This is a genomic window from Jannaschia rubra (genome assembly GCF_001403735.1).
Lineage (GTDB): Bacteria > Pseudomonadota > Alphaproteobacteria > Rhodobacterales > Rhodobacteraceae > Jannaschia > Jannaschia rubra.
Genome location: NZ_CXPG01000021.1, coordinates 227,593 through 250,948 on the forward strand (window position 1 = coordinate 227,593; position 23,356 = coordinate 250,948).

Below are 23,356 nucleotides of genomic sequence, written 5' to 3' on the forward strand. Positions count from 1 at the left end.
AGGGATGCGATGGTGGACACGAACCGACCCGACGAACCGGAGGGGCCCGACCTTCTGGCCCTGCTTGGATCGCGGCTTTGCCATGATCTCGTCAACCCCATCGGTGCGATCGGCAACGGTCTCGAACTGCTGGAGATGGCCGAAGACGACGGCAAGGAGGAGATGAAGCTGATCCGCGCCTCGCTCGACGCCGCGATGGCACGGATCCGGTTCTTCCGCCTGGCCTTCGGCGCGGGTCAGGACGACGCGATGCTGCCCGCCCGCGACGTGCGCGATACGCTGGACGCGATGTATGCCGAGACGCGGACGCGGGTTCTCTGGCGCGACGACGCCGACCGGCCCCGCGCCGAAGTGCGGCTCGCCTGCCTCGCGCTCAACTGCATCGAGGTGGCGACCCCCTGGGGCGCCAAGGTCGAAGTCATCCGCAACGAGGCCGCCTGGGTCTGCCACGTCGACGCAAAGCGTCTGCGGATCGACGCGACGCTGTGGGAATCGCTCGGCCGGGGAAAGCTGCCGCAGGACCTCAAGGGCGCGGAGGTGCAGTTCGGCATCCTCGCCCGCGCCTCCCGCCGCCTGCGCCGCCCCGTCTCGGTCAGCGCGGACGAAACCCATCTGAGCCTGATCGTCTAGGCTCCGGCTCGGGTGCCACGGACAACTCGCCCCGGTTGCGGGGCAGCGAGTCCGGGTGGACCTCCTGCATCCAGGCCAGCATCCCCTCGCGCACGTTGCAGCGCAGGTCGAAGTTTGCGCCCGAATCCCGCGACGACATCACCGCGCGGACCTGCATGGTCTGCCGGTCCGCGTCGACGACCTGCACCCCCTTCGCCTGCCCGTCCCAGAGCGGGTCGGAGGCGATCAGTTCCTCCGCCTTGGCACGCATCTCCGCCATCGGCATCGTGTAATCGACATACCAGTAGACCGAGCCGAGGATCGTCGCGCTCTGCCGGGTCCAGTTCTGGAACGGTTGCTCGATGAAGTAGCTCAAGGGCACCACCATGCGACGCCAGTCCCAGATCTTGACGACGACGAAGGTGGCATAGATCTCCTCGATCCGGCCCCATTCGCCTTCGATCACCACGACGTCGTCCAGCCGGATCGGCTGCGTCAGGGCGATCTGGATGCCCGCGATCAGGTTCGACAGGACCGGCCGCGCGGCAATGCCCAGCACGAGGCCCGCCGCGCCGGCCGAGGCGAACAGCGACACGCCGTACTCGCGCACCCCCTCGAACGTCACCAGAACCGCGCCGATGGTCAGGATGACGACCACGATCTTGGCCGTCCGACGCAGGATGCGGACTTGCGTGACGTATTTCCGCGCCATCAGGTTGTCGGTGGCATCGAGCCGGTAGCGCCGGAAAGACCATTCCGCCAGCACGTCGATGACGATCAGGACGGCCCAGCCGATGAGGATCACGATGGCCACCGCCGCCATCTGCCGCAGCACGTCATGGAGTGACAACGGCAGCGTCAGGCCGGGCGCGACCATGGCCACCGCGAGCAGGACGGCCACCAGCCGCAGGGGCCGCCGCGCCCGGCGCAGCAGGATCGCAGCGAGGGTATCGCGCCGCAGCCTGCGCGCGAGGATCTTGTCGAAGATCACCGCATGAAGGGCGAGCGCCGCGCCGATGGCTATGAGAAGCACTCCGGCCGAGACGACCAGCGCCGGAAGCCCGTCACGCCAGGTCGCAAGGCGGTCGTAGAAGGTTTGAAGCCTGTCCATCAGGCGGCCCAACGGCCGTGGAGCGGGATCGGTTTCACCGCCTTACGCGGCCGAGGCGCGCAGCACGTGCAGCACCCGTTCGGCCGGCACATCGTCGGTCACGAAGGCCTGTCCAATGCCCCGCGCCAGCACGAACCGCAGCCGTCCGTCCACGACCTTCTTGTCCTGCCCCATCAGCGACAGCAGCGTCTCGGCCCCCGGCAGGTCGCCCGGGATGTCGCGCAGGTCGCGCATCATGCCCATCGCCTGCAGATGCGCGCGCACGCGGCTCGGGTCTTCCTGCGAACACAGGCCCAGCCGCGCCGACAGGTCGAAGGCCAGCGCGCAACCGATGGCCACGCCCTCGCCATGAAGCAGGCGGTCGCCGTACCCCGTTGCCGCCTCCAGCGCGTGGCAGAAGGTATGGCCCAGGTTCAAAAGCGCGCGGTCGCCTTGCTCGGTCTCGTCGCGCTCCACGATGTCGGCTTTCATCTGCACCGAATGGCGGACCGCGCGCACCCGAAGGCCGGGGTCGGAGGCGAGCGCGGTCGCGTTCTCCTCAAGCCAGGCAAAGAACTCCGCGTCGCCAAGAAGCCCGTATTTCACCACCTCGCCATAGCCCGCGCGAAAGTCGCGCGGCGTCAGCGTATCGAGGATGTCGACATCCGCCAGCACCAGCGCCGGCTGGTGGAACGCGCCCACCAGGTTCTTGCCGTGGCGCGTGTTGATGCCGGTCTTGCCGCCCACCGACGAATCCACCTGCGCCAGCAGCGACGTGGGGATCTGCACGAAGCGGACCCCGCGCCGCAGGACGGCGGCGGCGAACCCGGCCAGATCGCCGATCACGCCCCCACCGAAGGCCACGACGACATCGCCGCGTTCGCAGTTTTGGTCGAGCAGCCATTCCACCGTCTGCGTCAGCCCGGCCCAGTTCTTGGTCCCCTCCCCCGGCTCCAGCAGCAGGGCGGGCGCGTCGATGTCGCCCAGTCCCGCCCGCAGCCGCTCCAGATGCAGCCCGGCAACGCGGCGTTCGGTGACGACGAAGACCCGGCGCCGGCGCAGAAAGGGGGCGACCGCCTCGCCCGCGCGGCCGATCAGCCCCCGTCCGACGTGGACGTCATAGGCCCTGTCGCCCAGGGGAACATGCACGGTTTCGGTCATCGGGCCTCCAGCACCTCGTTGCGCGACAGGACGTCGATCACCCGGTCCACCATCTGCGGTATCGACAGCGCAGGGGCGCAATCGACCGTCAGCCGCGCCTGTTCGTAGGACGGCGTCCGCACCGCCAGCAGCGACAGCAGCGTCCCCTTGGGGTCGTCCGTCATCAAAAGCGGGCGCGTCGTCTTGTGCTTCACCCGGTTCCACAGCAGCTCGCCATCGGCGCGCAGCCAGACCGACACGCCCGCCCCGTCGATGGCCGCGCGGTTCTCGGGGCGCAGGAAGGCCCCGCCGCCGGTGGACAGGACGCCCGGCCCCTCCCGCAGAAGGCGGCGCAAAACCTCGGTCTCGCGCGCGCGGAAGAAGGCCTCGCCGTCGCGGGCGAAAATTTCGGGGATGGTCATGCGCGCGGCCGCCACCATCGCCTCGTCGGTGTCGCGGAACGGCACGCCGAGCCGCGTGGCGAGCGCCGTGCCCACCGCCGTCTTGCCGCAGCCCATCATGCCGACGAGAACGACCGGGCGCGTCAATCGCCCCCCCGGCGCGGAAGGCCCGCCCGGCATCTTGTCGCCCATCGCCTGCATGCCGCTTTCACGTCCTGTCGCCTGACACATTGCCATCTATATCTGCGCCCGCCACAATGGATGCAACGATAACGCGGCAAGGCAGGCATGTTCCGGTTCCTCAAATACCTCTTGATCCTTCTCGTCCTCGGCGCCTTGGCCCTGTTCGGTTATTCCTACCTGCTGGAGCCGGAGACGGCGCCCGTCACCGAGACGATCGAGATTGATGCGGGTTGACGTCGCGGCCCTGGCGCTGATCGCGACCTGTTCCGCCGCCACGGCGCAGCAGGCGCCCGACTCCGCCATCCCGTGGCTCTCCGACAGTCTGGCCGCCCCCCGCACCCAGCCCCGCACCGACGAGCCGGCGGCGACGCCGCTGACCGGCACCGACATCGCCGTGATGCCGCTGGGCCAGACCAGCCGCGATGCCGTCGGCCTGCTGGCGGCGAGCCTGACGGGGCTGCCGCGCGACGCCTTCGCCGGGTCCGATCCACGGCGGGTGGCCGCGCTGATCCGCGACCTGCCCAGCGACGCGATGCCCGCCATGCAGGATCTGGTGCTGATGCTGATGCTGGCGGAACTCGACCCGCCGAGAGCCACGAGCGACCCGGACCTTCTGTTCTTCGCCCGCGTGGACGCGCTCTTGCGGTTCGGCGCGCTCGACCAGGCGCAGGCGTTGATGGAGCGGGCGGGCGCGACCGATGCGGCGGCGTTCCGGCGGTGGTGGGACACGTCCCTTCTGACCGGGTTCGACACGCGGGCCTGCGACGTGATGACGGCCAATCCCGGCGTGGCGCCGACGCTGCCCGCGCGCATCTTCTGCCTGTCGCGCACCGGCGACTGGGCGGCGGCGGCGCTGACGCTCGACACCGCGCGCGCGCTCGGCGCCGTGACGGAGGAGGAGGAGCTCCTCCTCGCCAACTTCCTCGACCCCGAACTGTTCGAGGGGGAGCCGCCGCCCATCCCGCCCCGGCCCATGACGCCGCTGGCGTTCCGCCTGCTCGACGGGATCGGCGAGACGCCCCCGACCCTCGACCTGCCGCTCGCCTTCGCGGTGGCCGACCTGCGGCCCACGACCGGCTGGAAGGCGCAGATCGAGGCGGCGGAGCGTCTGGTCCGGGTTCAGGCGCTCGACCCCAACCGGCTGCTCGCGCTCTATACCGAAGGGCGGCCTTCGGCCTCGGGCGGCGTGTGGGACCGGGCGACCGCCATCCAGCGGCTCGACACGGCGCTGCTGGCGGGCGACCCGGATGCGGTGGGCGATGCGCTGCCTTCGGCGGTGGCGCGAATGCGCGACGCGGGGCTGCTCGTGCCCTTCGCCACGCTCTACGGCGAGCGGCTGTCGCAGATCGACCTGACCGGTGCGGCGGACGAACTGGCGTTGCGGGTGGGCCTCCTTTCGCCGTCCTATGAATCCGTCGCGCGGAGCGCCGACCCGAGCCTGCCCCGCGATACCTTCGCCGTGGCCCTGGCCCAGGGCGACCATGATGCCGCGCCGCCGCCCGGCCCGCTGCCGCAGGCCATCGCGGACGGCATGACCGGCACCCCGCCCGATCACCTGACGCGGCTGGCAAAGGACGGCCGGCTGGGCGAAGCGCTGCTGGAATCGGCCATCCTGCTCAAGGGCGGGGCCGGGGCCGACCCCCAGGACATCGCCGACGCGCTGGCCTTCTTCCGCTCCGTCGGGCTGGAGGACGTGGCGCGGCGCACGGCGCTGCAACTCCTGCTCGGATGACGGGGACGGGCGCCCTCTGGATCGACCTGTTCCTGGAGGCGCAGGCGGCCGAGCGTGGCGCGGCGCTGAACTCGCTGATGGCCTACCGGCGCGACCTCGACGACTATGCGGCGCATCTGACGGCGCGGGGGCAGACCGTCGCCACCGCCACCAAGGCGCAGATCGAAGCCTACCTGATCGCCTGCGAGGCGGCGGGACTGGCCGCATCGACCCGCGCGCGGCGTCTGGCGGCGATCCGGGGGCTTTACCGTTTCGCCTATGACGACGGGCTGCGGCAGGACGATCCGGCCATCCGCATTTCGGGCCCGCAGAAGCCGAAAAGCCTGCCCAAGACCCTGTCGGAGGCGCAGGTCGATGCCCTGCTCAACGCTGCCGAGGATATGGGCCGGACCGAGTTGGAGCGTCTGCGCGACACCTGCCTGATGCAGCTGCTCTATGCCACGGGCATGCGGGTGAGCGAGCTTGTGGGCCTGCCCGTCTCGGCGGCGCGGGGCGACCCCCGGATGCTGCTGGTGCGGGGCAAGGGCGGCAAGGAACGCATGGTCCCCCTGTCGCCCCAGGCGCGCGACGCCATGGCCGCCTGGCTGGCCTTTCGCGACGCCGAGGCCGACCGCAACCGCGTCGAACGCGGCACCCCCGCGCCCGCGCATCTGTTCCCGTCGCGCGGCAAGTCGGGGCACCTGACCCGCATCTGGTTTCACGGCCGGATCAAGGCGCTCGCCGCCTTTGCCGGGCTCGACCCCGCCAAGGTCAGCCCCCATGTCCTGCGCCACGCCTTCGCCACGCATCTTCTGTCGGGCGGCGCCGACCTCAGGGCGATCCAGACCATGCTGGGCCACGCTGACATCTCGACCACCGAAATCTATACCCACGTCCTTGAAACCCGCCTGCGGGAGCTGGTGCTGACGCATCATCCGCTGGCCGGTTCGTGATCTGAAGGAGACCCCGATGACCCTCAACGTCTATCTGTCCGGCGAAATCCACACCGACTGGCGGCAGGACATCCTCGACGGCTGCGACCGGGCTGGGCTGGATGTCGCGTTTTCGGCGCCCGTCACCGATCACGAGGCCTCCGACGATTGCGGCGTCGCGATCATGGGGGCCGAAGCGGACAAGTTCTGGCATGACCACAAGGGCGCCAAGCTGAACGCCATCCGCACCCGACGGGGGCTGGAGCAGGCGGATATCGTCGTCGTCCGCTTCGGCGAGAAGTACAAGCAATGGAACGCGGCCTTCGATGCGGGCATGGCCGCCGCCCTGGGCAAGTCGCTGATCGTGATGCATGGCCCCGAGCATCAGCACCCCCTGAAGGAAGTGGACGCCGCCGCCCTCGCCGTGGTCGAGACGCCCGAGCAGGTCGTGCAGATCCTGACCTATGTGGAGCGTGGCACCCTGCCCGGCTGACGGGCGCAAGCCTAGTCCCTTGCCGCAGGACGGACGCGCGCCCATAACCCCCCCATGGACACCGCCATTCAGACGATCAACTGGGGCGCGACGCTGGGCACGGCGGCCGCGATCCTGTTCCTTCTCATGCTGTCGGCCTTTTTCTCGGGGTCGGAAACGGCGCTGACGGCGGCGAGCCGCGGCAAGCTGCGCAGCCAGGCCGACAAGGGCAACGGCAGCGCCGAACGCGCGCTGGCCGTGACCGAGGACAGCGAGCGCCTGATCGGGTCGGTCCTTCTGGGCAACAACATCGTCAACATCCTTGCGGCATCGCTGGCCACGGCGCTTTTCACCACGTTGTTCGGCCAGCAGGGGGTCGCGGTGGCGACGCTGGTGATGACGGCGCTGGTGCTGGTCTTCGCCGAAGTGCTGCCCAAGACCTATGCGATCACGAACCCCGAACGCGCCGCCGCACTGGTCGCGCCGCCGATTTCGGTGGTGATCCGGGTGTTCAGCCCGGTGGTGTCGGCGGTTCGCGCGCTGGTGCGCGGCGTGCTGCAGCTGTTCGGCGTGGCCACCGACCCCGACAGCAGAATCATGTCCGCGCATGAGGAGATCGTGGGCGCGATCACGCTGGGCCATACCGAGGGGGGCGTGGAGAAGGAGGACCGCGACCGCCTGCTGGGCGCGCTCGACCTGTCGGACCGCTTCGTGGAGGAGATCATGCTCCACCGCTCGGGGATCGAGATGATCGACGTGGAGGCCCGGCCGGGCGACATCCTGGATCAGGTGCTGGCAAGTTCGCACACCCGGATGCCGGTCTATCGCGGCGAGCCCGAGAACATCATCGGAGTGCTGCATACCAAGGACCTGCTGCGCGCCATCCACCGCATCGCCAAGGCCGAGGGGGCGAACGCCGACGCCCTGACGCGTTTTGACGTGACCGAGGTGATGATGGAGCCCTATTTCGTCCCCGAGACGACGACGATGGACGACCAGATGCGCCAGTTCCTGCGCCGCCACACGCATTTCGCGCTGGTGGTGGACGAATACGGCGCGCTTCAGGGCCTCATCACGCTGGAGGACATCCTGGAGGAGATCGTGGGCGAGATCACCGATGAGCATGACCGTGCGGAGGAGCCGGTGCTCAAGGCCGATGCCGACGGCACCTATCTGATCGACGGCGCCATGACGATCCGCGACCTGAACCGGGCGACCGAATGGGGCCTGCCCGACGACGAGGCGAATACCGTCGCGGGCCTCGTCATCCACGAGGCGCAGACGATCCCCACGCGCGGCCAGGTCTTCAGCTTCCACGGCTTCCGCTTCGAGGTCGCCGAGCGCAAGGCCAACCGGATCACGCAGTTGCGGATCAGGCCGCTGGGCTAGGCCGATGCAGGACGACGACATCGGGCGCACGCCGCCCTGTTTCGCGCAGGACCTGATCGCGGGTCATCCCGTCGATCAGGCGACTTGGCGCGACGTGACCCGGTTCCGCCGGGCCGAGCGCGAACGCCTTTATGCCCTGCGGCGCGGCATGGCGCAGGACGACCGCGCAGCCCAGACGGCGCAGGTGCTGCGGATGATGGACGAGACGCTGGGCGAGGTGCGCGGCCGCACAATCGCCGCCTGGTGGCCTATTCGGGGGGAGCTGGACCTGCGCGACTGGATGGCGGACGCGCACCGGCGCGACGCTCAGATGGCGCTGCCGGTCGTGGTCGAAAAGGGGCGGCCCATGGTGTTCCGCCCGTGGTCGCCGGGCTGCGCCATGGAGCGCGGCGCGTGGAACATTCCGGTGCCGAAGGCGACAGGGGCGTTGACACCCGACACCGCGCTGGTGCCGCTGGTGGGGGTGGACGCGGCCTGCTTCAGGCTCGGGAACGGCGGCGGCTACTACGACATGACCTTCGCCGCCATGTCCCCGCTGCCGCGTCGCATCGGTGTGGGCCAAGGCTTCTGCGAAATGTCCACGATCTTTCCGCAGCCGTGGGACGTGCCGATGGACACGGTCCTGCTGGGCGACGGACGAATCCTGTCGGCGTCGGCCTGACTCCTACTCCGCCGCCTCGGCCGCGCGCCTCGGCGCCCATATCCGCAGGACGGCGGAGGCGCGGTGGTCGGCGGCCGAAAGGTGCAAGCTCTCACTCGCGTCCAAACCGACGACGCGGCGACGGCGGGCGAGGAAGACGGCCCCGAAGCCGCGCCAGTTGCCGACCGACGGGGCAGTCGCATCGGTGGGAAAGCGGTCCTGCCAGCCGTCGGGCAGGTCCAGGCCAACCGACTGCAACCGCGACAAAAGCCAGACCAGCGGGATGTTCGACAGCGGCCGCGAATCCGCCGCGCCGCCAAGCTGTCCGCCCAGGTCGCCGTGGGTTCCGCGGAACCAGACCTGCTCGACGCTGGCGGTCCGCGTGCCGTTGGTGCGCCAGCGGTCGAGCGCATAGGCCATCCGCGTCTCGTCCAGCGCCATGGCGTGAAAGCCGTGTTCGATGGTCCGGCCCAGCCGGTGCGACCGGAAGGCGTGGACCTGGGGGAACAGGCGCCAGAGGAGCGGCGAGCGAATGCCCACGGCCTGCACGGTATCGAACACGCCGACGGCCGTGACCCCCGCACGGGGTTGGCAGTACCGGGCAGTGAAGCTGCGCGCTTCCGGCCGGGTCGGATCGCCGCGGTAATGATCATAGGCGTGGTGCACCATGGCGTCGTCCACGTTTTCGGGCAACAGCAGGCCCACACGGTCGATCATCCCCGCCAGCGCCCGCACGCCGTAGGCGCCGCGCGAATAGCCCAGCACGAACACCCGGTCGCCGGGACGATAATGCGTGGCCAGAAACGCATAGGCGCGGCGGATCTGGTGGTTGATGCCGACGCCGGCCATGATCTCGGCCACATGGCGCCAGCCGCGCCATTCGATGCCCGGCTCATAATAGAGGTTGTGGTCCGTATCGGCGTCCAGCAGGCGATAGATCAGGCCGATCGACGTCTCGCGTCCCGGCACCAGCGACGACATGGTTCCGTCCAGCAGGACGACATGCGTGCGCGACGACGGCTCGGGCCGTTTGACCGTCAGGTCGCCTCGTCGCCAGATGCGCCGGAGGAAGTCATTCAGCGGCAAGGGAACCCTTCGCCTGCTGAAGCATCGCCCAGACCCGCGCCGGGGTGAACGGCATGTCCACCCGCCGCAGCCCCAGCGGCCAGAGCGCGTCGAGCGCCGCGTTGCCCACGGCCGCCATGGCGCCCACGGTCCCGGCCTCGCCGCAGCCCTTCATCCCCAGCACGTTGGCGGTGGAGGGCACGGGTTCGGAATGGAACGCGATCATCGGCAGGGCCACGGCGCGGGGCATCCCGTAGTCCATGAATGACGCGGTCAGAAGCTGCCCGTCCTCGTCGTAGACCACATGCTCGGACACTGCCTGCCCGATGCCCTGCGCCACGCCGCCGTGGACCTGGCCTTCGGCCAGCATGGGGTTCATCAGGTTGCCGAAATCGTCGACCACGGTGTATTTCACCACGTCCAGGTGCCCGGTGTCGGGGTCGATCTCGACCTCGCAGAGATGGGCGCCGTTGGGATAGGACCGCCCCGGCAGCTTCGTCGTCTCGCGCGTGCGCAGCAGGTCCTCGCGCCCGGCCTTGCGCGCCTCGGCCGCAGCCTCCAGCACGTCGATCACGCGGTTCGATCCGGGGGAACGGAACGCGCCGTCCTCGAAGGCGACCTCCTCCACCTCCATCAGGTCGGCGACGAAGGGCGTGAACTTCTCGACCACCTTCTCGGCCGTGGCGCGGTTGGCGGTGCCCTGCGTGGTGACGGAGCGCGACCCGCCGGTGCCGCCGCCCGTGGCGATGCGGTCGCTGTCGCCCTGCACGATGTCCACCATCTCGGGCGCCACGCCCAGATGGGTGGCGAGGAACTGGCGATAGACCGTCTCATGCCCCTGCCCGTTCGACTGCGTTCCGACATAGAGGGACACGCGGCCGTCTGCGGTAAACTCGATCTCGGCGTGTTCCGTCGGGTTCCCCAGGATCGATTCGATATAATAGCAAAGGCCCAGACCCCGCAGCCGCCCCCGCGCCCCGCTCTCCTGCCGCCGTGCGTCGAAGCCGGCCACGTCGGCCTCGGCCATGGCGCGGCCGAGGACGCGGGGAAAATCGCCCACGTCATAGGTCTCGCCCATGGCGCTGACATAGGGGAATTGGTCGCGCTGGATGAAGCACCGGCGGCGCAGGTCGAAGCGGTCGACGCCCAGCTTCTTCGCAGCGTAATCCATCGCGCGTTCCAGCACATAGATGGCTTCGGGCCGGCCGGCCCCGCGATAGGCATCCACCTGCGTAGTGTTGGTGTAGACGCCCTTCGACGTCATGAAACACGCCTGCACGTCATAGCAGCCGGGCATGACCTTGCTGAACAGCTCCGACTGGATGTGCTGGGCGTAGCCGGAGTTGTAGGCCCCCATGTTCGCCACGTTGTCCATCCGGTAAGCGATCAGGCGGTTGTCCTCATCGAAGCCGAGCTTCGCGTGACAGATCAGGTCGCGGCCCGCGTTGTCGGACAGCATCGCCTCCGACCGGTCGCCCATCCAGCGGACGGCACGGCCGAGCGCGCGGGCGGCGTGCGGAACCAGCACCGTTTCGGGATACATGTTCGCCTTCATGCCGAAGCCGCCGCCCACGTCCGGGGTCGTTACCCGCACCGCTTCGCGGTCCAGCCGCAGCGAGTCGGCCACCTGGTCGCGGATGCCCCAGACGCCCTGCCCGTTGACGCAGACGTGCAACCGCTCACCCTCCGGTTCGGCCCAGACACCGCGCGGCTCCAGCGAGGCGCAGATGATGCGGTTGTCGTCCACCGTCAGCTCGACCACCCGCGCCGCACGGGCCAGCGCCGCTTCGCAGGCCTCCTCGTCGCCCTTGGCATAGTCGTAGGCCACGTTGTCCGGCGCCTCCTCGTGCAGGGCCGGACCGCCGGGCGCTACGTCCACTTTCACGGGCAGGTCGTCGAAATCGACCATGATCGCCTCGGCCGCGTCGCGCGCCTGCGCCAGCGTGTCGGCGACGACCAGCGCCACCGGCTCGCCCACGAACCGCACGACGTCACGCGCCAGGATCGGCCGCTGCGGGTCGGCGGCCGACGATCCGTCGCGGTTCTTCGCGACCGTGGTCGGCAGATGGTTCAGGACGTCCGCCGCTTCGATGTCCGACGCCAGCAGGATGGCGGCTACCCCCGGCATCCCCCGCGCATCCTCCGCGTCGATTTCCGCGATGCGCGCGTGCGCGACGGGCGAGCGCAGGACATAGGCGTAGAGCGCCCCCGCCGGTGCGGTGTCGTCCACATAGGCGCCCCGCCCGGTCAGCAGGCGCGGGTCCTCGGCGCGGCGGGTCGACTGGCTCAGGCCGAACTTCTGGATCATCGCATCGCTCCGGGTATCAGGGGTCGCGGCAGACCTTAGCGTTCCGCACCCGGCACGCAAGATGCGCCGCCCTTCCCCTTGGCCGGGCCATTCGCTATCCCCGCAGGCGACAGCGACGCGGAGTACCCAGATGGCGATGGAAAAGACCTTCAACCCGGCCGAGGCCGAGGCCCGGATCAGCGCCAGGTGGATCGAAGGCGGCCATTTCCGCGCAGGCGCCGGGGCGAAGCCGGGGGCCGAGACGTTCTCGATCCTCATCCCGCCGCCCAACGTCACCGGCAGCCTGCACATCGGGCACGCCTTCAACAACACGTTGCAGGACATCCTCGTCCGCTGGCACCGGATGCGGGGGTTCGACACGCTGTGGCAGCCCGGCACCGACCACGCCGGCATCGCCACGCAGATGGTGGTGGAGCGGGAACTGGCCGCCGAAGGCAAGACCCGCCGCGACTTCACGCGGCAGGACTTCACCGCCCGCGTCTGGGACCAGAAGGTGAAATCCGGCGGCCGAATCCGCGAACAGCTGACCCGACTGGGCGCCTCCTGCGACTGGGACCGGATGGCCTTCACCATGTCGGGCGCGCCGGGCGCCCCCGCGGGCGAGGAGGGCAACTTCCACGACGCCGTCATCAAGGTCTTCGTCGAGATGTATCGGCAAGGCCTGATCTACCGCGGCAAGCGCCTCGTGAACTGGGACCCGCATTTCGAGACGGCGATCTCGGACCTCGAGGTCGAGAACATCGAGACGGCGGGCCACATGTGGCACTTCAGGTATCCGCTGGCCGGGGGCGAGACTTATACCTACGTCGAGCGCGACGAGGACGGCGAGATCCTGTTCGAGGAGGAGCGCGACTACATCTCCATCGCCACGACGCGCCCCGAGACGATGCTGGGCGACGGCGCGGTGGCGGTGCATCCGTCCGACAAGCGCTATGCGCCCATCGTCGGCAAGCTCTGCGAGATTCCGGTGGGGCCGAAGGCGCAGCGACGGCTGATCCCGATCATCACCGACGACTATCCGGACCCCGACTTCGGTTCCGGCGCGGTCAAGATCACCGGGGCGCATGATTTCAACGACTATGCGGTCGCCAAGCGGAACGGTATCCCCTGCTATCGCCTGATGGATACGCGCGGCGTGATGCGCGACGACGGCCCCCCCTATGCCGAGGCGGCGGCCAAGGCGCAGGAGATCGTCGACGGCGCCGAGATGACCGAAGGCGAGATCGACGCGATCAACCTCGTGCCCGACGCCTACCGGGGGCTCGACCGGTTCGACGCGCGCCGTGCCGTGATCGCGGATATCACCGCCGAGGGACTGGCCGTCATGGTTCCCGCCACCGACCCGCGCCTGGGCGCGGGCGCGGGGTCGGCCACGGCGGATGTCACCGGCGCGCCGCCGCTCGACGCCTCCGAAGGGGGCGACATGCGGACGGAGGACGAGGCGCTGGTGCCGCTGGTCGAGGCGCGGCCGATCATGCAGCCCTATGGCGACCGTTCGAAGGTCGTGATCGAGCCGATGCTGACCGACCAGTGGTTCGTGGATACCGCCAAGATCGTGCAGCCCGCCATCGACGCCGTGCGCAACGGGGACGTCACGATCCTGCCCGAGAGCGATCGCAAGGTGTATTTCCACTGGCTGGAGAATATCGAGCCGTGGTGCATCTCGCGCCAGCTCTGGTGGGGGCATCAGGTGCCGGTGTGGTACACGCTCGACCCCGACGGGGATGCCGACTGGCTGCCGATCTGCGCGCCGGACGCGGACGATGCCCTGCGACAGATCCGCCTGATCCACGGCGAGGACGCGGACGTGCGCTTCGTGCCCGACGAGGATGCCGCGCTCGACGTGATCCGCGACGACCTGTCGGGCCTGCGGACCCGCACCGGTGGCCGCATCCGCCAGCAGCAGGGCCCGCAGTCCATTCCCGCGTTCCGCGACCCGGACGTGCTGGACACCTGGTTCTCCTCCGGGCTCTGGCCTATCGGCACGCTGGGCTGGCCCGAACGGACCACGGCGCTGGAGCGGTATTTCCCGACCTCGACCCTCGTGACCGGGCAGGACATTCTGTTCTTCTGGGTCGCGCGGATGATGATGATGCAGCTGGCCGTCGTGGGCCAGGTGCCGTTTCGCACCGTCTATCTGCACGGGCTGGTCCGCGATGCGAAGGGCAAGAAGATGTCCAAGTCGCTGGGCAACGTCGTCGACCCGCTTGAGGTGATCGACGAATACGGCGCCGATGCCCTGCGGTTCACCAACGCGGCGATGGCGTCGATGGGCGGGTCGCTGAAGCTCGACCCGCAGCGGATCGCGGGCTATCGCAACTTCGGCACTAAGCTCTGGAACGCCGTCCGTTTCGCGGAAATGAACGGCGTGACCTTCGCCGGGTCGACGCCCCCCGCTGCGGATTTGACCGTCAACAAGTGGATCATGGGCGAGGTCGCCCGCGTGCGGCAGGAGGTGGACGAGGCGCTCGCCGCCTATCGCTTCGACGATGCGGCGAACGCGCTCTATCGCTTCGTCTGGAACGTGGTCTGCGACTGGTATGTCGAACTGTCGAAGCCCGTCCTGCAGGACGAGGGCGTGGCCGGCAAGGACGAGACGCAGGCCGTCATGGGTTGGGTGCTGGAACAGTGCATGATCCTGCTGCACCCCTTCATGCCCTTCGTGACCGAGGAACTCTGGACCGTCACGGACCACGACGGGATGCTGGTGACGGGCGACTGGCCTGTGAAGATCACCCCGGACCTGATTGATCCGGCTGCGGAATCGGAGATGCGATGGGTCATCGGCTTCGTCGAGGCGGTCCGCTCCGCGCGCGCCCAAATGAACGTGCCGGCCGGCGCCGTCATCCCCGTGATCGCCGTCGACCGCGATGAGGCCGCCCGTCAGGCGGCCGACCGGAACATGGCGTCGATCCAACGGCTTGCACGGATTTCCGGCATTGCCGACGGCCAAGCCCCGCGCGGGTCGATCGCGGTGACGGCGAAGGGCGCCCGATTTGCCCTGCCTCTGGACGGGGTGATCGACGTGGCCGCCGAAAAGGCGAGGCTGGAGAAGTCGCTGGCGAAACTCGGCAAGGAGATCAAGGGCATGGAAGGTCGCGTGAACAACCCGAACTTTGCCGCTTCCGCCCCGCCCGAGGTGGTCGAGGACACCCGCGCGAACCTTGCCGCCCGGCAGGAGGAAGCGGGCGTGATCCGCGCGGCGCTCGACAGCCTCGCGCAACTCGGGTGACGTTCAACATCCTGATAATAGGGCAGAAAGGCCGCCTTACACACGAGGCGGCGCTGTTCGCCGCGACGCTGCGCCACAACTCGCCCGGCTGGTCCGGCCGCCTGATCGTGGCCGAGCCGGAACCGGGCGACCGCTGGCCCGACGACCCTCGCATCCCCGACGGGCCGCAGCGCGACCTTCTGACCGATCTCGGCGCCGAGATCGTGCCGTTCCGCAACTGGCACTTCGGCCACTACTATCCGCAGGGCAACAAGATCGAGGGCCTTGTCACCCTGCCCGACGAACCCTTCGTATTCTTCGACACCGACACTGTCATCACGGCGGAACTGGCCGATCTGGACATCGACTTCACCCGCCCGTCCGCGTCGATGAAGCGTGAGGGAACATGGCCAGAGATCGAACTTTATGGCCCAGGTTACAATGACATATGGGGCGTTCTTCATGCACGGCGCGGCGGCCGGTTGGAGGATACGATCGACGAAAGCTGGCCCGACGAATACTGGCGCCGGTATCTCTATTTCAATGCCGGCTGGTTCTTCGGCGCCAACCCCCGCGCCTTTCACGACGCCTTCCGCGATGCCGCGCTGATGATCCGCGACGACCCGCCGGAGGAGATCGTCTGCCAGACGCTCGACCCCTGGCTCGACCAGGCCGCGCTGCCGCTGGCCATCCACGAACTGGGCGGCGGACGTCCGGGCGACAAGGGCGGCATCGCGGACGGCGTCTTCGACGGAAGCCACTCCTTCCACTACCGTTTCCTGCCGCTGATGTTCGCCACCGCCCCTGATCATGCGGTCGAGGCGGTCACGGCCGCGACCGCCCCCAACCCGGTCAAGAAGGTCCTGAAGGACTATGAGCCCTTCAAGCGGTTCCTCTATCAGCCCAAGGGCGCCAAGGCGCGCGCGCTGTTCGACCGCGCGGACCTGCCGCCCAAGGAACAGGCGATCCGCAACCGATTGAAACGCGAAGGGCTCTGGCTGCGCTAGAAGTTCGACAGGCTGGAGTTGGCCGCGGCGGCGAAGCGGTCGAGCACGGTATCCCACATGGCAGCCGTGTCGCCGTCGTCCGCATCGTGGGTCAGCGTGAGGCGCGAGCCGCCCGGTTCGGCCGCGAAGGCCAGCGCGACGACGGACCCGTCGGGCGTGCCCAACCGCCAGTCGAGCATCAGCTGCTCCGGCACGACGGCCCGCGTCACCCGTGCCCAGTCGCCCTGCGTGCCGTCGAACAACACCTCGCGCAGGATGCCGCCCTCCGCCGCGTCGAGCGTGACGCCCTGCGGCAGGGCCCCGTCGCTGCGGGCCGACAGCGACACGCGGGCCACGGGCCACCAGATCGCGATGTCGTCGCAGAACAGCTTCCATGCCTCGGCCGGGGTCAGGCGCGTCGTCAGGCTGCGCTGAAGGCCGCCCGCGGGGCCGGGCGCCGGCCGGTCGGCCCGCAGGTCGCCCAGCCAGTCGCCCAGCGGCGCCGCGCCCCCGGGCACGAGCGCATAGAGGTTGCGGGTGCCCTTGCCCTGGACCGACACGAGACCCGCATCGAGAAGGATCTTCAGGTGCTGCGACACGGCCGGGCGCGAGACCGGCATCCCGTCCGCGATCCGGCCCACGGCCATCGGTCCGCCCCGGAGGCGGTCGAGAACGGCCCGCCGCGTCGGGTCCGCAAGGGCCGTCAGGATCGTGTCGTATGTCATGGCTTTCCCTAGTCTCGTCCGCGACATGCGGTCAATCGCGACCCCGGAAGGGCGCGCTGTGCGGCGCAGGTCCGCCAGCCGGGGCGCGCGCGAAGACCGCCGGGATCGCCTTGAAGCCCCCCCGCCGCGCGCATAGGTTCGCGCCCGATGCCGCCGCGACAGGCGCGGGCCGGTTGGAAAAAGGGACAGCTCCATGATCGACCCGGTCGACCAATTCCACAACAACCTCGTGCCCATGGTGGTCGAACAGACGTCGCGCGGCGAGCGGGCCTATGACATCTTCTCGCGCCTTCTCAAGGAGCGGATCATTTTCGTGAACGGCCCCGTCCACGACGGGATGAGCCAGCTTGTCGTCGCGCAGCTGCTGCACCTGGAGGCGGAGAACCCGTCCAAGGAAATCAGCATGTACATCAACAGCCCCGGCGGCGTGGTAACGGCCGGCCTGTCGATCTACGACACGATGCAGTACATCCGGCCCGCCGTGTCCACGCTGGTCGTGGGCCAGGCCGCGTCGATGGGATCTGTCCTGTCGGTCGCGGGCGCCAAGGGGATGCGATTCAGCCTGCCCAACAGCCGGATCATGGTCCACCAGCCGTCCGGCGGCTATCAGGGTCAGGCCACGGATATCCTGATCCATGCGCGCGAGACCGAGAAGGTCCGCAAGCAGCTTTACGAGATCTACGTCAAGCACACCGGCAACGACTACGAGGAAGTCGAGAAGACGCTGGAGCGCGACCGCTTCATGTCGCCGCAGGAGGCGAAGGACTGGGGTCACATCGACGAGATCGTCGAGAGCCGCGGCGACGCCAAGCCCGACGACAAGGCGTCGGACGACAAGGGCTCCGACAAGAAGTAACGCGGGCCCCCGGCCCCCGATGACGCAGGGCCCGGCGGCCGTCGCCGCCGTGCCCGACCCGCCCCCGGGCGGCACGATCCGCCGGGCGGCGCACGGGATTTTGGCATTGTGGCCCCCGTTGCTTCCGCCTAGGCTTTGCGACAAATCGAATTCAAGCGGCGGGGACGATGGCCCCCGGGGTCGGCGGTCCCGGCAGGGCCGCACGGACCAAGGAGGCGACGATGGCCAACACATCCAATTCGGGCGACGGCAAGAATACGCTCTATTGCAGCTTCTGCGGCAAGTCCCAGCATGAGGTCCGCAAGCTGATCGCGGGGCCGACGGTGTTCATCTGCGACGAATGCGTCGAGCTGTGCATGGACATCATCCGCGAGGAGACGAAGGCCGCGGGCCTGAAATCCTCCGACGGCACGCCCACCCCGCGCGAGATCTGCAAGGTGCTGGACGACTACGTCATCGGGCAGGAGCACGCCAAGCGCGTCCTGTCGGTGGCGGTCCACAACCATTACAAGCGGCTCGACAATTCGGGGAAGTCCGACATCGAGCTGGCAAAGTCGAACATCCTGCTGATCGGCCCCACGGGCTGCGGCAAGACGCTGCTGGCGCAGACGCTGGCGCGCATCCTCGACGTGCCGTTCACCATGGCCGATGCGACGACCCTGACCGAAGCCGGATACGTGGGCGAGGATGTCGAGAACATCATCCTCAAGCTGCTGCAAGCCAGCGAATACAACGTCGAGCGGGCGCAGCGGGGCATCGTCTATATCGACGAGGTCGACAAGATCACGCGCAAGTCCGACAACCCCTCGATCACCCGCGACGTGTCGGGCGAAGGGGTGCAGCAGGCGCTGCTCAAGATCATGGAGGGCACGGTCGCCTCCGTCCCGCCGCAGGGCGGGCGCAAGCATCCCCAGCAGGAGTTCCTGCAGGTGGACACGACCAACATCCTGTTCGTCTGCGGCGGCGCCTTCGCGGGCCTGGACAAGATCATCGCGCAGCGTGGCAAGGGGTCCAGCATGGGCTTCGGCGCGGACGTGAAGGCACCCGACGAGAAATCCGTGGGCGAATACTTCAAGGACCTGGAGCCGGAGGACCTGCTGAAGTTCGGCCTGATCCCCGAATTCGTCGGCCGCCTGCCCGTCATCGCGACGCTGACCGATCTGGACCTCGACGCGCTGGTCATCATCCTGACGCAGCCCAAGAACGCCCTGGTCAAGCAGTATCAGCGCCTGTTCGAGCTGGAGAACGTCAAGCTGACCTTCACCGAGGACGCGCTTCAGGCGATCGGCAAGCGCGCCATCCAGCGCAAGACCGGCGCTCGCGGCCTGCGGTCTATCATGGAGGACATCCTGCTCGACACGATGTTCGAACTGCCGGGTCTGGATACCGTGGACGAAGTCGTGGTGAACGAGGAGGCCGTGCGCCGCGAGGTGAAGCCCCTGCTGATCCACTCCGACGACAAGACGAGGGAGTCGGCGACGGCGGGCTGACGGGGCGGAATCGGCGGTCCGCATCTTGCGGCCGCCGCTGACGCGGCAGACATAATCGCCACGTTTTTCCGCGAATTGTCGCGCCCTTCGCAACGGACTTCACAGGTTCGCGATCCTTCGCTACGGTCGGACGCAAGGCAGCTCCGGTCAACGGGGCGCCATGGGCAGTAGCAGATCATGGGACATTCGACAGTGCGACAGGCATTCGACGGGGCGAGGACGCCCGCTTCCATCCGGTTTTCGACATCTCTGGCGCTGATCGCCCTGATCGCGGGCTGTCAGCCGGGCGCCACCGGCGGCGGCGACGCGACGCGCGCCGCATCGCCCAGGGGCAGCGTCCAGCTCGTCGACCGCGACGTCGAGGCGCCCGAGATATTCCAGGTCAAGGACAGCGCCCTGTGGGACGGACGGCCGTCGCTGGGCGGTGTCTGGGTCGCGGCGCCTGGCGTCACGGACCCGGAGCGCGTCCTGATCCGCAATCCAGGAAACGGCAAGACCGTGGTCGGTGCCCTGTTCAAGCGCGAACGCGACAACCCCGGCCCGCCGCTGCAACTGTCGTCGGACGCGGCAGCGTCGCTCGGCATCCTTGCCGGATCGCCCAGCCCGATCGACGTGGTCGCCCTGCGCCGCGAGGAGGTGTCCGCGCCCGCCGTTCCGCCCGTCGTCCCGGCCGAGACCGGAGCGATCCTGACCGCCGGGGCCGATCCGACGATGGCGGAAGCCACCCCCGAGGTTGCCGCCGTCGAACCCGCGCCGCAGGAAGCGACCGCCGTGGCCACCGCCGCCGTCGCCGCGCTCGACACCTCCGGGACACCCGCCCCGGTCGCCGTGGTGCAGGCCGAACCGCGTCGCGGCAACATCTTCACCCGCATCTTCCGGCGCGGACGGCAGGCCCCCGCGCCCATGCCCGACGAGACAGCGATGCCGGAGCCGGTCGCGGCCACGGCGGTGGCGGTCACGCAGACCTCGCTCGACGCACCTGCGGCACCGACGACAGGCGGCGGAGTGGTCCAGGTCGCCACCTTCTCGGTCGAGAAGAACGCCCGGGCCGCCGGGCAGAAGTTGACGGACGCGGGCCTTTCGGCCACGGTTCAGGCTCAGGACAGCGGAAATCGTCAAGTCTGGCGTGTGCTGGCGACGCCTTCGGGGTCGACGGGCGACCGGGCGGCGGTTATCCGCAAGGTAAGGGACCTGGGCTTTCCGGACGCTTTCGCGACCCGCGGCTGAGGGCCTATAGCGCCTCGATTCCCATTCCGTACCGAAGGGTTCCGCCATGCTTCGCCCCTTGATCGCCGCCCTTCTGCTCGCCTCGCCCGCCCTGGCGCAGGAGTTTTCGACCCAGGCCGGCTCCGCCGTCGTGGTGGACCACAACACAGGGCAGACGCTGCTGTCCAAGAACGCCGACGTGCCCCTGCCGCCGGCGTCCATGTCCAAGCTGATGACCCTCTACATGGTGTTCGAGGCGTTGGAGGACGGGCGCCTGACGCTCGACACCGAACTGCCGGTCTCGGCCCACGCGGCGCAATACGGCGGCTCGACCATGTTTCTCGATCCGCGCGACCGCGTCCGGGTCGAGGACCTGATCCGCGGCGTCGTCGTCCTGTCGGGCAACGACGCGACCGCCGTGCTGGCCGAGGCCCTGTCGCCCGACGGGACCGAGGACGGTTTCGCCCAGATGATGACGGAACGCGCGCATGAGATCGGCATGGGCAATTCGATGTTCCGCAACTCCAACGGCTGGCCCGCCGCCGGGCACGTCATGTCGATGAACGACCTGGCGATCCTGGCCGAAAAGCTCATCACCGACTTTCCGCAATACTACCCCTATTTCGCGGAGCGGGAGTTCGCCTTCGACGGCCGCTCACCTTCCAACCGCTTCAACCGCAACCCCCTTCTGACGCTGGGCATCGGGGCCGACGGTCTCAAGACCGGTCACACGCAGGAGGCGGGCTACGGCCTTGTCGGCAGCGCGGTGCAGGGCGACCGGCGCGTGACCTTCGTAATCTCGGGGCTCGAAAGCCCCAGCCAGCGGGCGGACGAGAGCGAGCGCATCGTGAACTGGGCGTTCCGCCAGTTCGCCGAGGTGGACCTGGCGGTCGATGCGATTCCCGCGATGACCGCCGACGTCTTCATGGGCGAGGCGGCGACGGTGCCGCTGGTTCCCGAAGTCGGTCTCACGATGCTCCTGCCCACGTCCGGGCGGGAGGCGGTCTCGGGCGAGATCGCCTACGACGGCCCGATCGAGGCGCCGGTCGAGGCCGGCACCCGGCTCGGCACCCTGACGCTCGCCCATCCGGGGATCGAGCCGATGGTCGTGCCGCTGGTCGCAGGCGCCGATGTGCCCCGCGCCGGTCCCCTGCGCCGCATCCAGATTGCGGGCGGTCGTGTCGCGGGCGAGGTTCTGGGCACCGCCATGGAACGTTTCCGGTAGAGGGCGGCACTGGGGGCTGATAAGGCTCCGGCCCATGTTCATATCGCTCGAAGGCATCGACGGGTCCGGCAAGTCGACCCAGGCGCGTCGGCTGGCCGACACCCTGCGCGCACGCGGCCATGCCGTGACCCTGACGCGGGAGCCAGGCGGCAGCGAAGGTGCGGAGGCCATTCGCCGCCTGCTGGTCGAGGGGGAGCCCGATCGCTGGTCGGCCGAGACCGAGCTTCTTTTGTTCAACGCCGCGCGGCGGGACCATTTGGAGCGGCTGATCGACCCCGCGCTGGCGCGCGGCGACTGGGTGGTGACGGACCGTTTCGCCGATTCGACCCGGGTCTATCAGGCCACGCGCGGCGGTTCCCGCGATACGGTGGACGCGCTCCACCACCTCATGATCGGACGCGAGCCGGATCTGACCGTCCTGATCGACATGGACCCGCGCGAGGCCCTGTCGCGTGGCCTGGCCCGCGCCTCGGGCGAGGATCGGTTCGAGGATCTGGGCCTGGCCTTTCAGGAGCGTCTGCGCGCCGGATTCCTGTCGCTGGCGCAGGAGTTCCCCGACCGCATCCGCACCGTCGACGGCGCCGCCGACGCGGGTACCGTGGCCGCGCGCATCGAGGCCCTGTTGTGAGCGACCTGCCCCAAGCCGACCGCGCGGGCGACGCCCCGCATCCGCGCAAGACGAAAAGACTGTTCGGCCAGGAAGCGGCGGAAACCGAATTCCTGGACGCCTGGAACAGCGGCCGGCCACACCACGGCTGGCGCCTGACCGGTGCGCGCGGGGTGGGCAAGGCGACGCTCGCCTGGCGGATCGCGCGGTTCCTGCTCACCGATCCGCCGGCGCGGGCCGAGACGTTGGACCCCCCGCCGGGCCACCCCGCCCTGCCCCGCATCCGCGCGCTGTCGGACCCCGCGTTGATGCTGCTGCGCCGGCCCTGGGACGACAAGACGAAGAAGCTGAAGACCCAGATCACGGTGGATGAGGTGCGGCGGCTGAACGGCTTTTTCGGCCTGTCGGCGGGCGGGCGCCGCGTGGTCATCGTCGATCCGGCCGACGACCTGAACCCCTCGGCCGCGAACGCCATCCTCAAGCTGCTGGAGGAGCCGCCGGCGGGCGCGACCCTGCTGCTCATCAGCCACCAGCCGGCGCGCCTGCTGCCCACGATCCGCTCGCGCTGCCGGGTGCTGCGGCTTGCCCCGCTCGACGCGCAGTCGCTGGAGGCGGCGGTGGTTCAGGCCGGGGGGCATCCGGCCGCCGCCTCACCTTTGGCGGAGGGGTCGGTGGGCGCGGCGCTGCAACTGTCGCAGGGCGGGGCCGAGACCTACGAGGCGCTGATCGACCTGTTCGCCCGGCCCCAGATGGACCGTGCGCGTGCCCGCAAGCTGGCCGATGCCTGCGCCGGCAGGACGGGCGCCGCCGCCTATGACGCGACGATGGCCGCCATCGACCGCTTGCTGCACCGCGCCGCCCGCGCGGGCCTGCTCGGCCCGCCCGGCGACGCGCCCGAGAACGAGGTACGGACCCTGACGCGGCTTGCCCCCCACGATGCCGCCGCCCGCGACTGGGCGCAGCTGTCGCAACAGGTCGGCGACCGCGCGGCGCACGCCCATGGCGTCAACGTGGACCCCGCCGCCATCGTCTGGGACGCGCTGGCCCGGATCGACGCGCAGGCCCGCCGCGTCTGAGGTTGCGTCCCGCAGGACACGGGCCTAGGTCGCG

General features: G+C 69.3%; 21 protein-coding genes. 15 read left to right on the forward strand and 6 right to left on the reverse strand.

What is annotated here, in order from left to right:
- The first annotated feature begins 9 nt into the window (after positions 1-9).
- Positions 10-630 (forward strand): histidine phosphotransferase family protein, encoded by a 621-nt coding sequence (locus tag JAN5088_RS14630; RefSeq protein ID WP_074962561.1) that lies wholly within the window; start codon positions 10-12, stop codon positions 628-630.
- Here the strand turns inward: JAN5088_RS14630 and JAN5088_RS14635 are convergent.
- From JAN5088_RS14635 to JAN5088_RS14645, 3 genes are read right to left on the reverse strand one after another with little or no spacing between them, the layout of a single operon-like run.
- Positions 593-1,720: a mechanosensitive ion channel family protein gene (locus JAN5088_RS14635; RefSeq protein WP_055683564.1), complete on the reverse strand. Its 1,128-nt coding sequence runs from the start codon at positions 1,718-1,720 to the stop codon at positions 593-595. The two genes, JAN5088_RS14630 and JAN5088_RS14635, sit on opposite strands and share 38 nt — an antisense overlap.
- 42 nt (positions 1,721-1,762) lie before the next feature.
- Positions 1,763-2,860, reverse strand: coding sequence for a 3-dehydroquinate synthase (aroB, locus tag JAN5088_RS14640; protein ID WP_055683565.1), 1,098 nt, complete (start codon positions 2,858-2,860; stop codon positions 1,763-1,765).
- The gene (locus JAN5088_RS14645) at positions 2,857-3,441 is read right to left on the reverse strand and encodes a shikimate kinase (RefSeq protein WP_074962536.1); all 585 of its coding nucleotides are present in this window, start codon (positions 3,439-3,441) and stop codon (positions 2,857-2,859) included. Before JAN5088_RS14645 ends, aroB begins: the two co-directional genes overlap by 4 nt.
- 87 nt (positions 3,442-3,528) lie before the next feature.
- Here JAN5088_RS14645 and JAN5088_RS19465 point away from each other — a divergent pair, with 87 nt between their 5' ends.
- Genes JAN5088_RS19465 through JAN5088_RS14670 form a run of 6 tightly spaced genes read left to right on the forward strand, consistent with a single transcriptional unit; the run spans position 3,529 to position 8,588 of the window.
- Entirely contained in the window at positions 3,529-3,657 is a 129-nt protein-coding gene (locus JAN5088_RS19465; protein WP_267885385.1) for a hypothetical protein, read from the forward strand.
- The gene (locus JAN5088_RS14650) at positions 3,647-5,155 is read left to right on the forward strand and encodes a hypothetical protein (RefSeq protein ID WP_055683566.1); all 1,509 of its coding nucleotides are present in this window, start codon (positions 3,647-3,649) and stop codon (positions 5,153-5,155) included. The genes JAN5088_RS19465 and JAN5088_RS14650 overlap by 11 nt, the downstream gene beginning before the upstream one ends.
- Complete coding sequence (locus JAN5088_RS14655; protein ID WP_055683567.1) at positions 5,152-6,087, forward strand: site-specific tyrosine recombinase XerD; 936 nt, start codon at positions 5,152-5,154, stop codon at positions 6,085-6,087. Before JAN5088_RS14650 ends, JAN5088_RS14655 begins: the two co-directional genes overlap by 4 nt.
- A gap of 16 nt (positions 6,088-6,103) precedes the next feature.
- Positions 6,104-6,559: a YtoQ family protein gene (locus JAN5088_RS14660; RefSeq protein WP_055683568.1), complete on the forward strand. Its 456-nt coding sequence runs from the start codon at positions 6,104-6,106 to the stop codon at positions 6,557-6,559.
- 54 nt (positions 6,560-6,613) lie between these two features.
- Positions 6,614-7,927, forward strand: coding sequence for an HlyC/CorC family transporter (locus JAN5088_RS14665; RefSeq protein WP_055683569.1), 1,314 nt, complete (start codon positions 6,614-6,616; stop codon positions 7,925-7,927).
- A gap of 4 nt (positions 7,928-7,931) precedes the next feature.
- Complete coding sequence (locus tag JAN5088_RS14670) at positions 7,932-8,588, forward strand: 5-formyltetrahydrofolate cyclo-ligase (protein ID WP_055683570.1); 657 nt, start codon at positions 7,932-7,934, stop codon at positions 8,586-8,588.
- A gap of 3 nt (positions 8,589-8,591) precedes the next feature.
- Here JAN5088_RS14670 and JAN5088_RS14675 read toward each other — a convergent pair whose 3' ends face one another.
- A complete protein-coding gene (locus JAN5088_RS14675; protein ID WP_074962535.1) occupies positions 8,592-9,653 on the reverse strand; it encodes a T6SS phospholipase effector Tle1-like catalytic domain-containing protein in 1,062 nt (353 codons plus the stop codon).
- Positions 9,640-11,937, reverse strand: coding sequence for a xanthine dehydrogenase family protein molybdopterin-binding subunit (locus JAN5088_RS14680; protein ID WP_055683802.1), 2,298 nt, complete (start codon positions 11,935-11,937; stop codon positions 9,640-9,642). Before JAN5088_RS14680 ends, JAN5088_RS14675 begins: the two co-directional genes overlap by 14 nt.
- A gap of 133 nt (positions 11,938-12,070) precedes the next feature.
- On the opposite strand from JAN5088_RS14680, the gene JAN5088_RS14685 reads away from it, so the two are divergent.
- Both JAN5088_RS14685 and JAN5088_RS14690 read left to right on the forward strand, forming a co-directional pair.
- Entirely contained in the window at positions 12,071-15,172 is a 3,102-nt protein-coding gene (locus tag JAN5088_RS14685; RefSeq protein ID WP_055683571.1) for a valine--tRNA ligase, read from the forward strand.
- Positions 15,169-16,158 (forward strand): GT-B fold glycosyltransferase domain-containing protein, encoded by a 990-nt coding sequence (locus tag JAN5088_RS14690; protein WP_055683572.1) that lies wholly within the window; start codon positions 15,169-15,171, stop codon positions 16,156-16,158. The genes JAN5088_RS14685 and JAN5088_RS14690 overlap by 4 nt, the downstream gene beginning before the upstream one ends.
- On the opposite strand, the gene JAN5088_RS19070 is transcribed toward JAN5088_RS14690, so the two are convergent.
- Positions 16,155-16,862: an ArsR/SmtB family transcription factor gene (locus JAN5088_RS19070; protein ID WP_055683573.1), complete on the reverse strand. Its 708-nt coding sequence runs from the start codon at positions 16,860-16,862 to the stop codon at positions 16,155-16,157. The genes JAN5088_RS14690 and JAN5088_RS19070 overlap by 4 nt on opposite strands.
- A gap of 193 nt (positions 16,863-17,055) precedes the next feature.
- On the opposite strand from JAN5088_RS19070, the gene JAN5088_RS14700 reads away from it, so the two are divergent.
- The 6 genes from JAN5088_RS14700 (at position 17,056) to JAN5088_RS14725 (ending at position 23,322) form a co-directional block, all read left to right on the forward strand.
- A complete protein-coding gene (locus JAN5088_RS14700; protein ID WP_055683574.1) occupies positions 17,056-17,718 on the forward strand; it encodes an ATP-dependent Clp protease proteolytic subunit in 663 nt (220 codons plus the stop codon).
- A gap of 221 nt (positions 17,719-17,939) precedes the next feature.
- Positions 17,940-19,208: an ATP-dependent Clp protease ATP-binding subunit ClpX gene (gene clpX, locus JAN5088_RS14705; RefSeq protein ID WP_055683575.1), complete on the forward strand. Its 1,269-nt coding sequence runs from the start codon at positions 17,940-17,942 to the stop codon at positions 19,206-19,208.
- A 192-nt stretch (positions 19,209-19,400) separates the two neighbouring features.
- Positions 19,401-20,435 (forward strand): SPOR domain-containing protein, encoded by a 1,035-nt coding sequence (locus JAN5088_RS14710; RefSeq protein ID WP_233489803.1) that lies wholly within the window; start codon positions 19,401-19,403, stop codon positions 20,433-20,435.
- A 46-nt stretch (positions 20,436-20,481) separates the two neighbouring features.
- Positions 20,482-21,639, forward strand: a complete 1,158-nt coding sequence (locus JAN5088_RS14715; RefSeq protein WP_055683577.1) for a D-alanyl-D-alanine carboxypeptidase family protein — start codon at positions 20,482-20,484, stop codon at positions 21,637-21,639.
- A 34-nt stretch (positions 21,640-21,673) separates the two neighbouring features.
- Positions 21,674-22,267: a dTMP kinase gene (gene tmk / locus JAN5088_RS14720; RefSeq protein ID WP_055683578.1), complete on the forward strand. Its 594-nt coding sequence runs from the start codon at positions 21,674-21,676 to the stop codon at positions 22,265-22,267.
- Positions 22,264-23,322, forward strand: a complete 1,059-nt coding sequence (locus JAN5088_RS14725) for a DNA polymerase III subunit delta' (protein WP_055683579.1) — start codon at positions 22,264-22,266, stop codon at positions 23,320-23,322. Before tmk ends, JAN5088_RS14725 begins: the two co-directional genes overlap by 4 nt.
- The last annotated feature ends 34 nt before the right edge of the window (positions 23,323-23,356 follow it).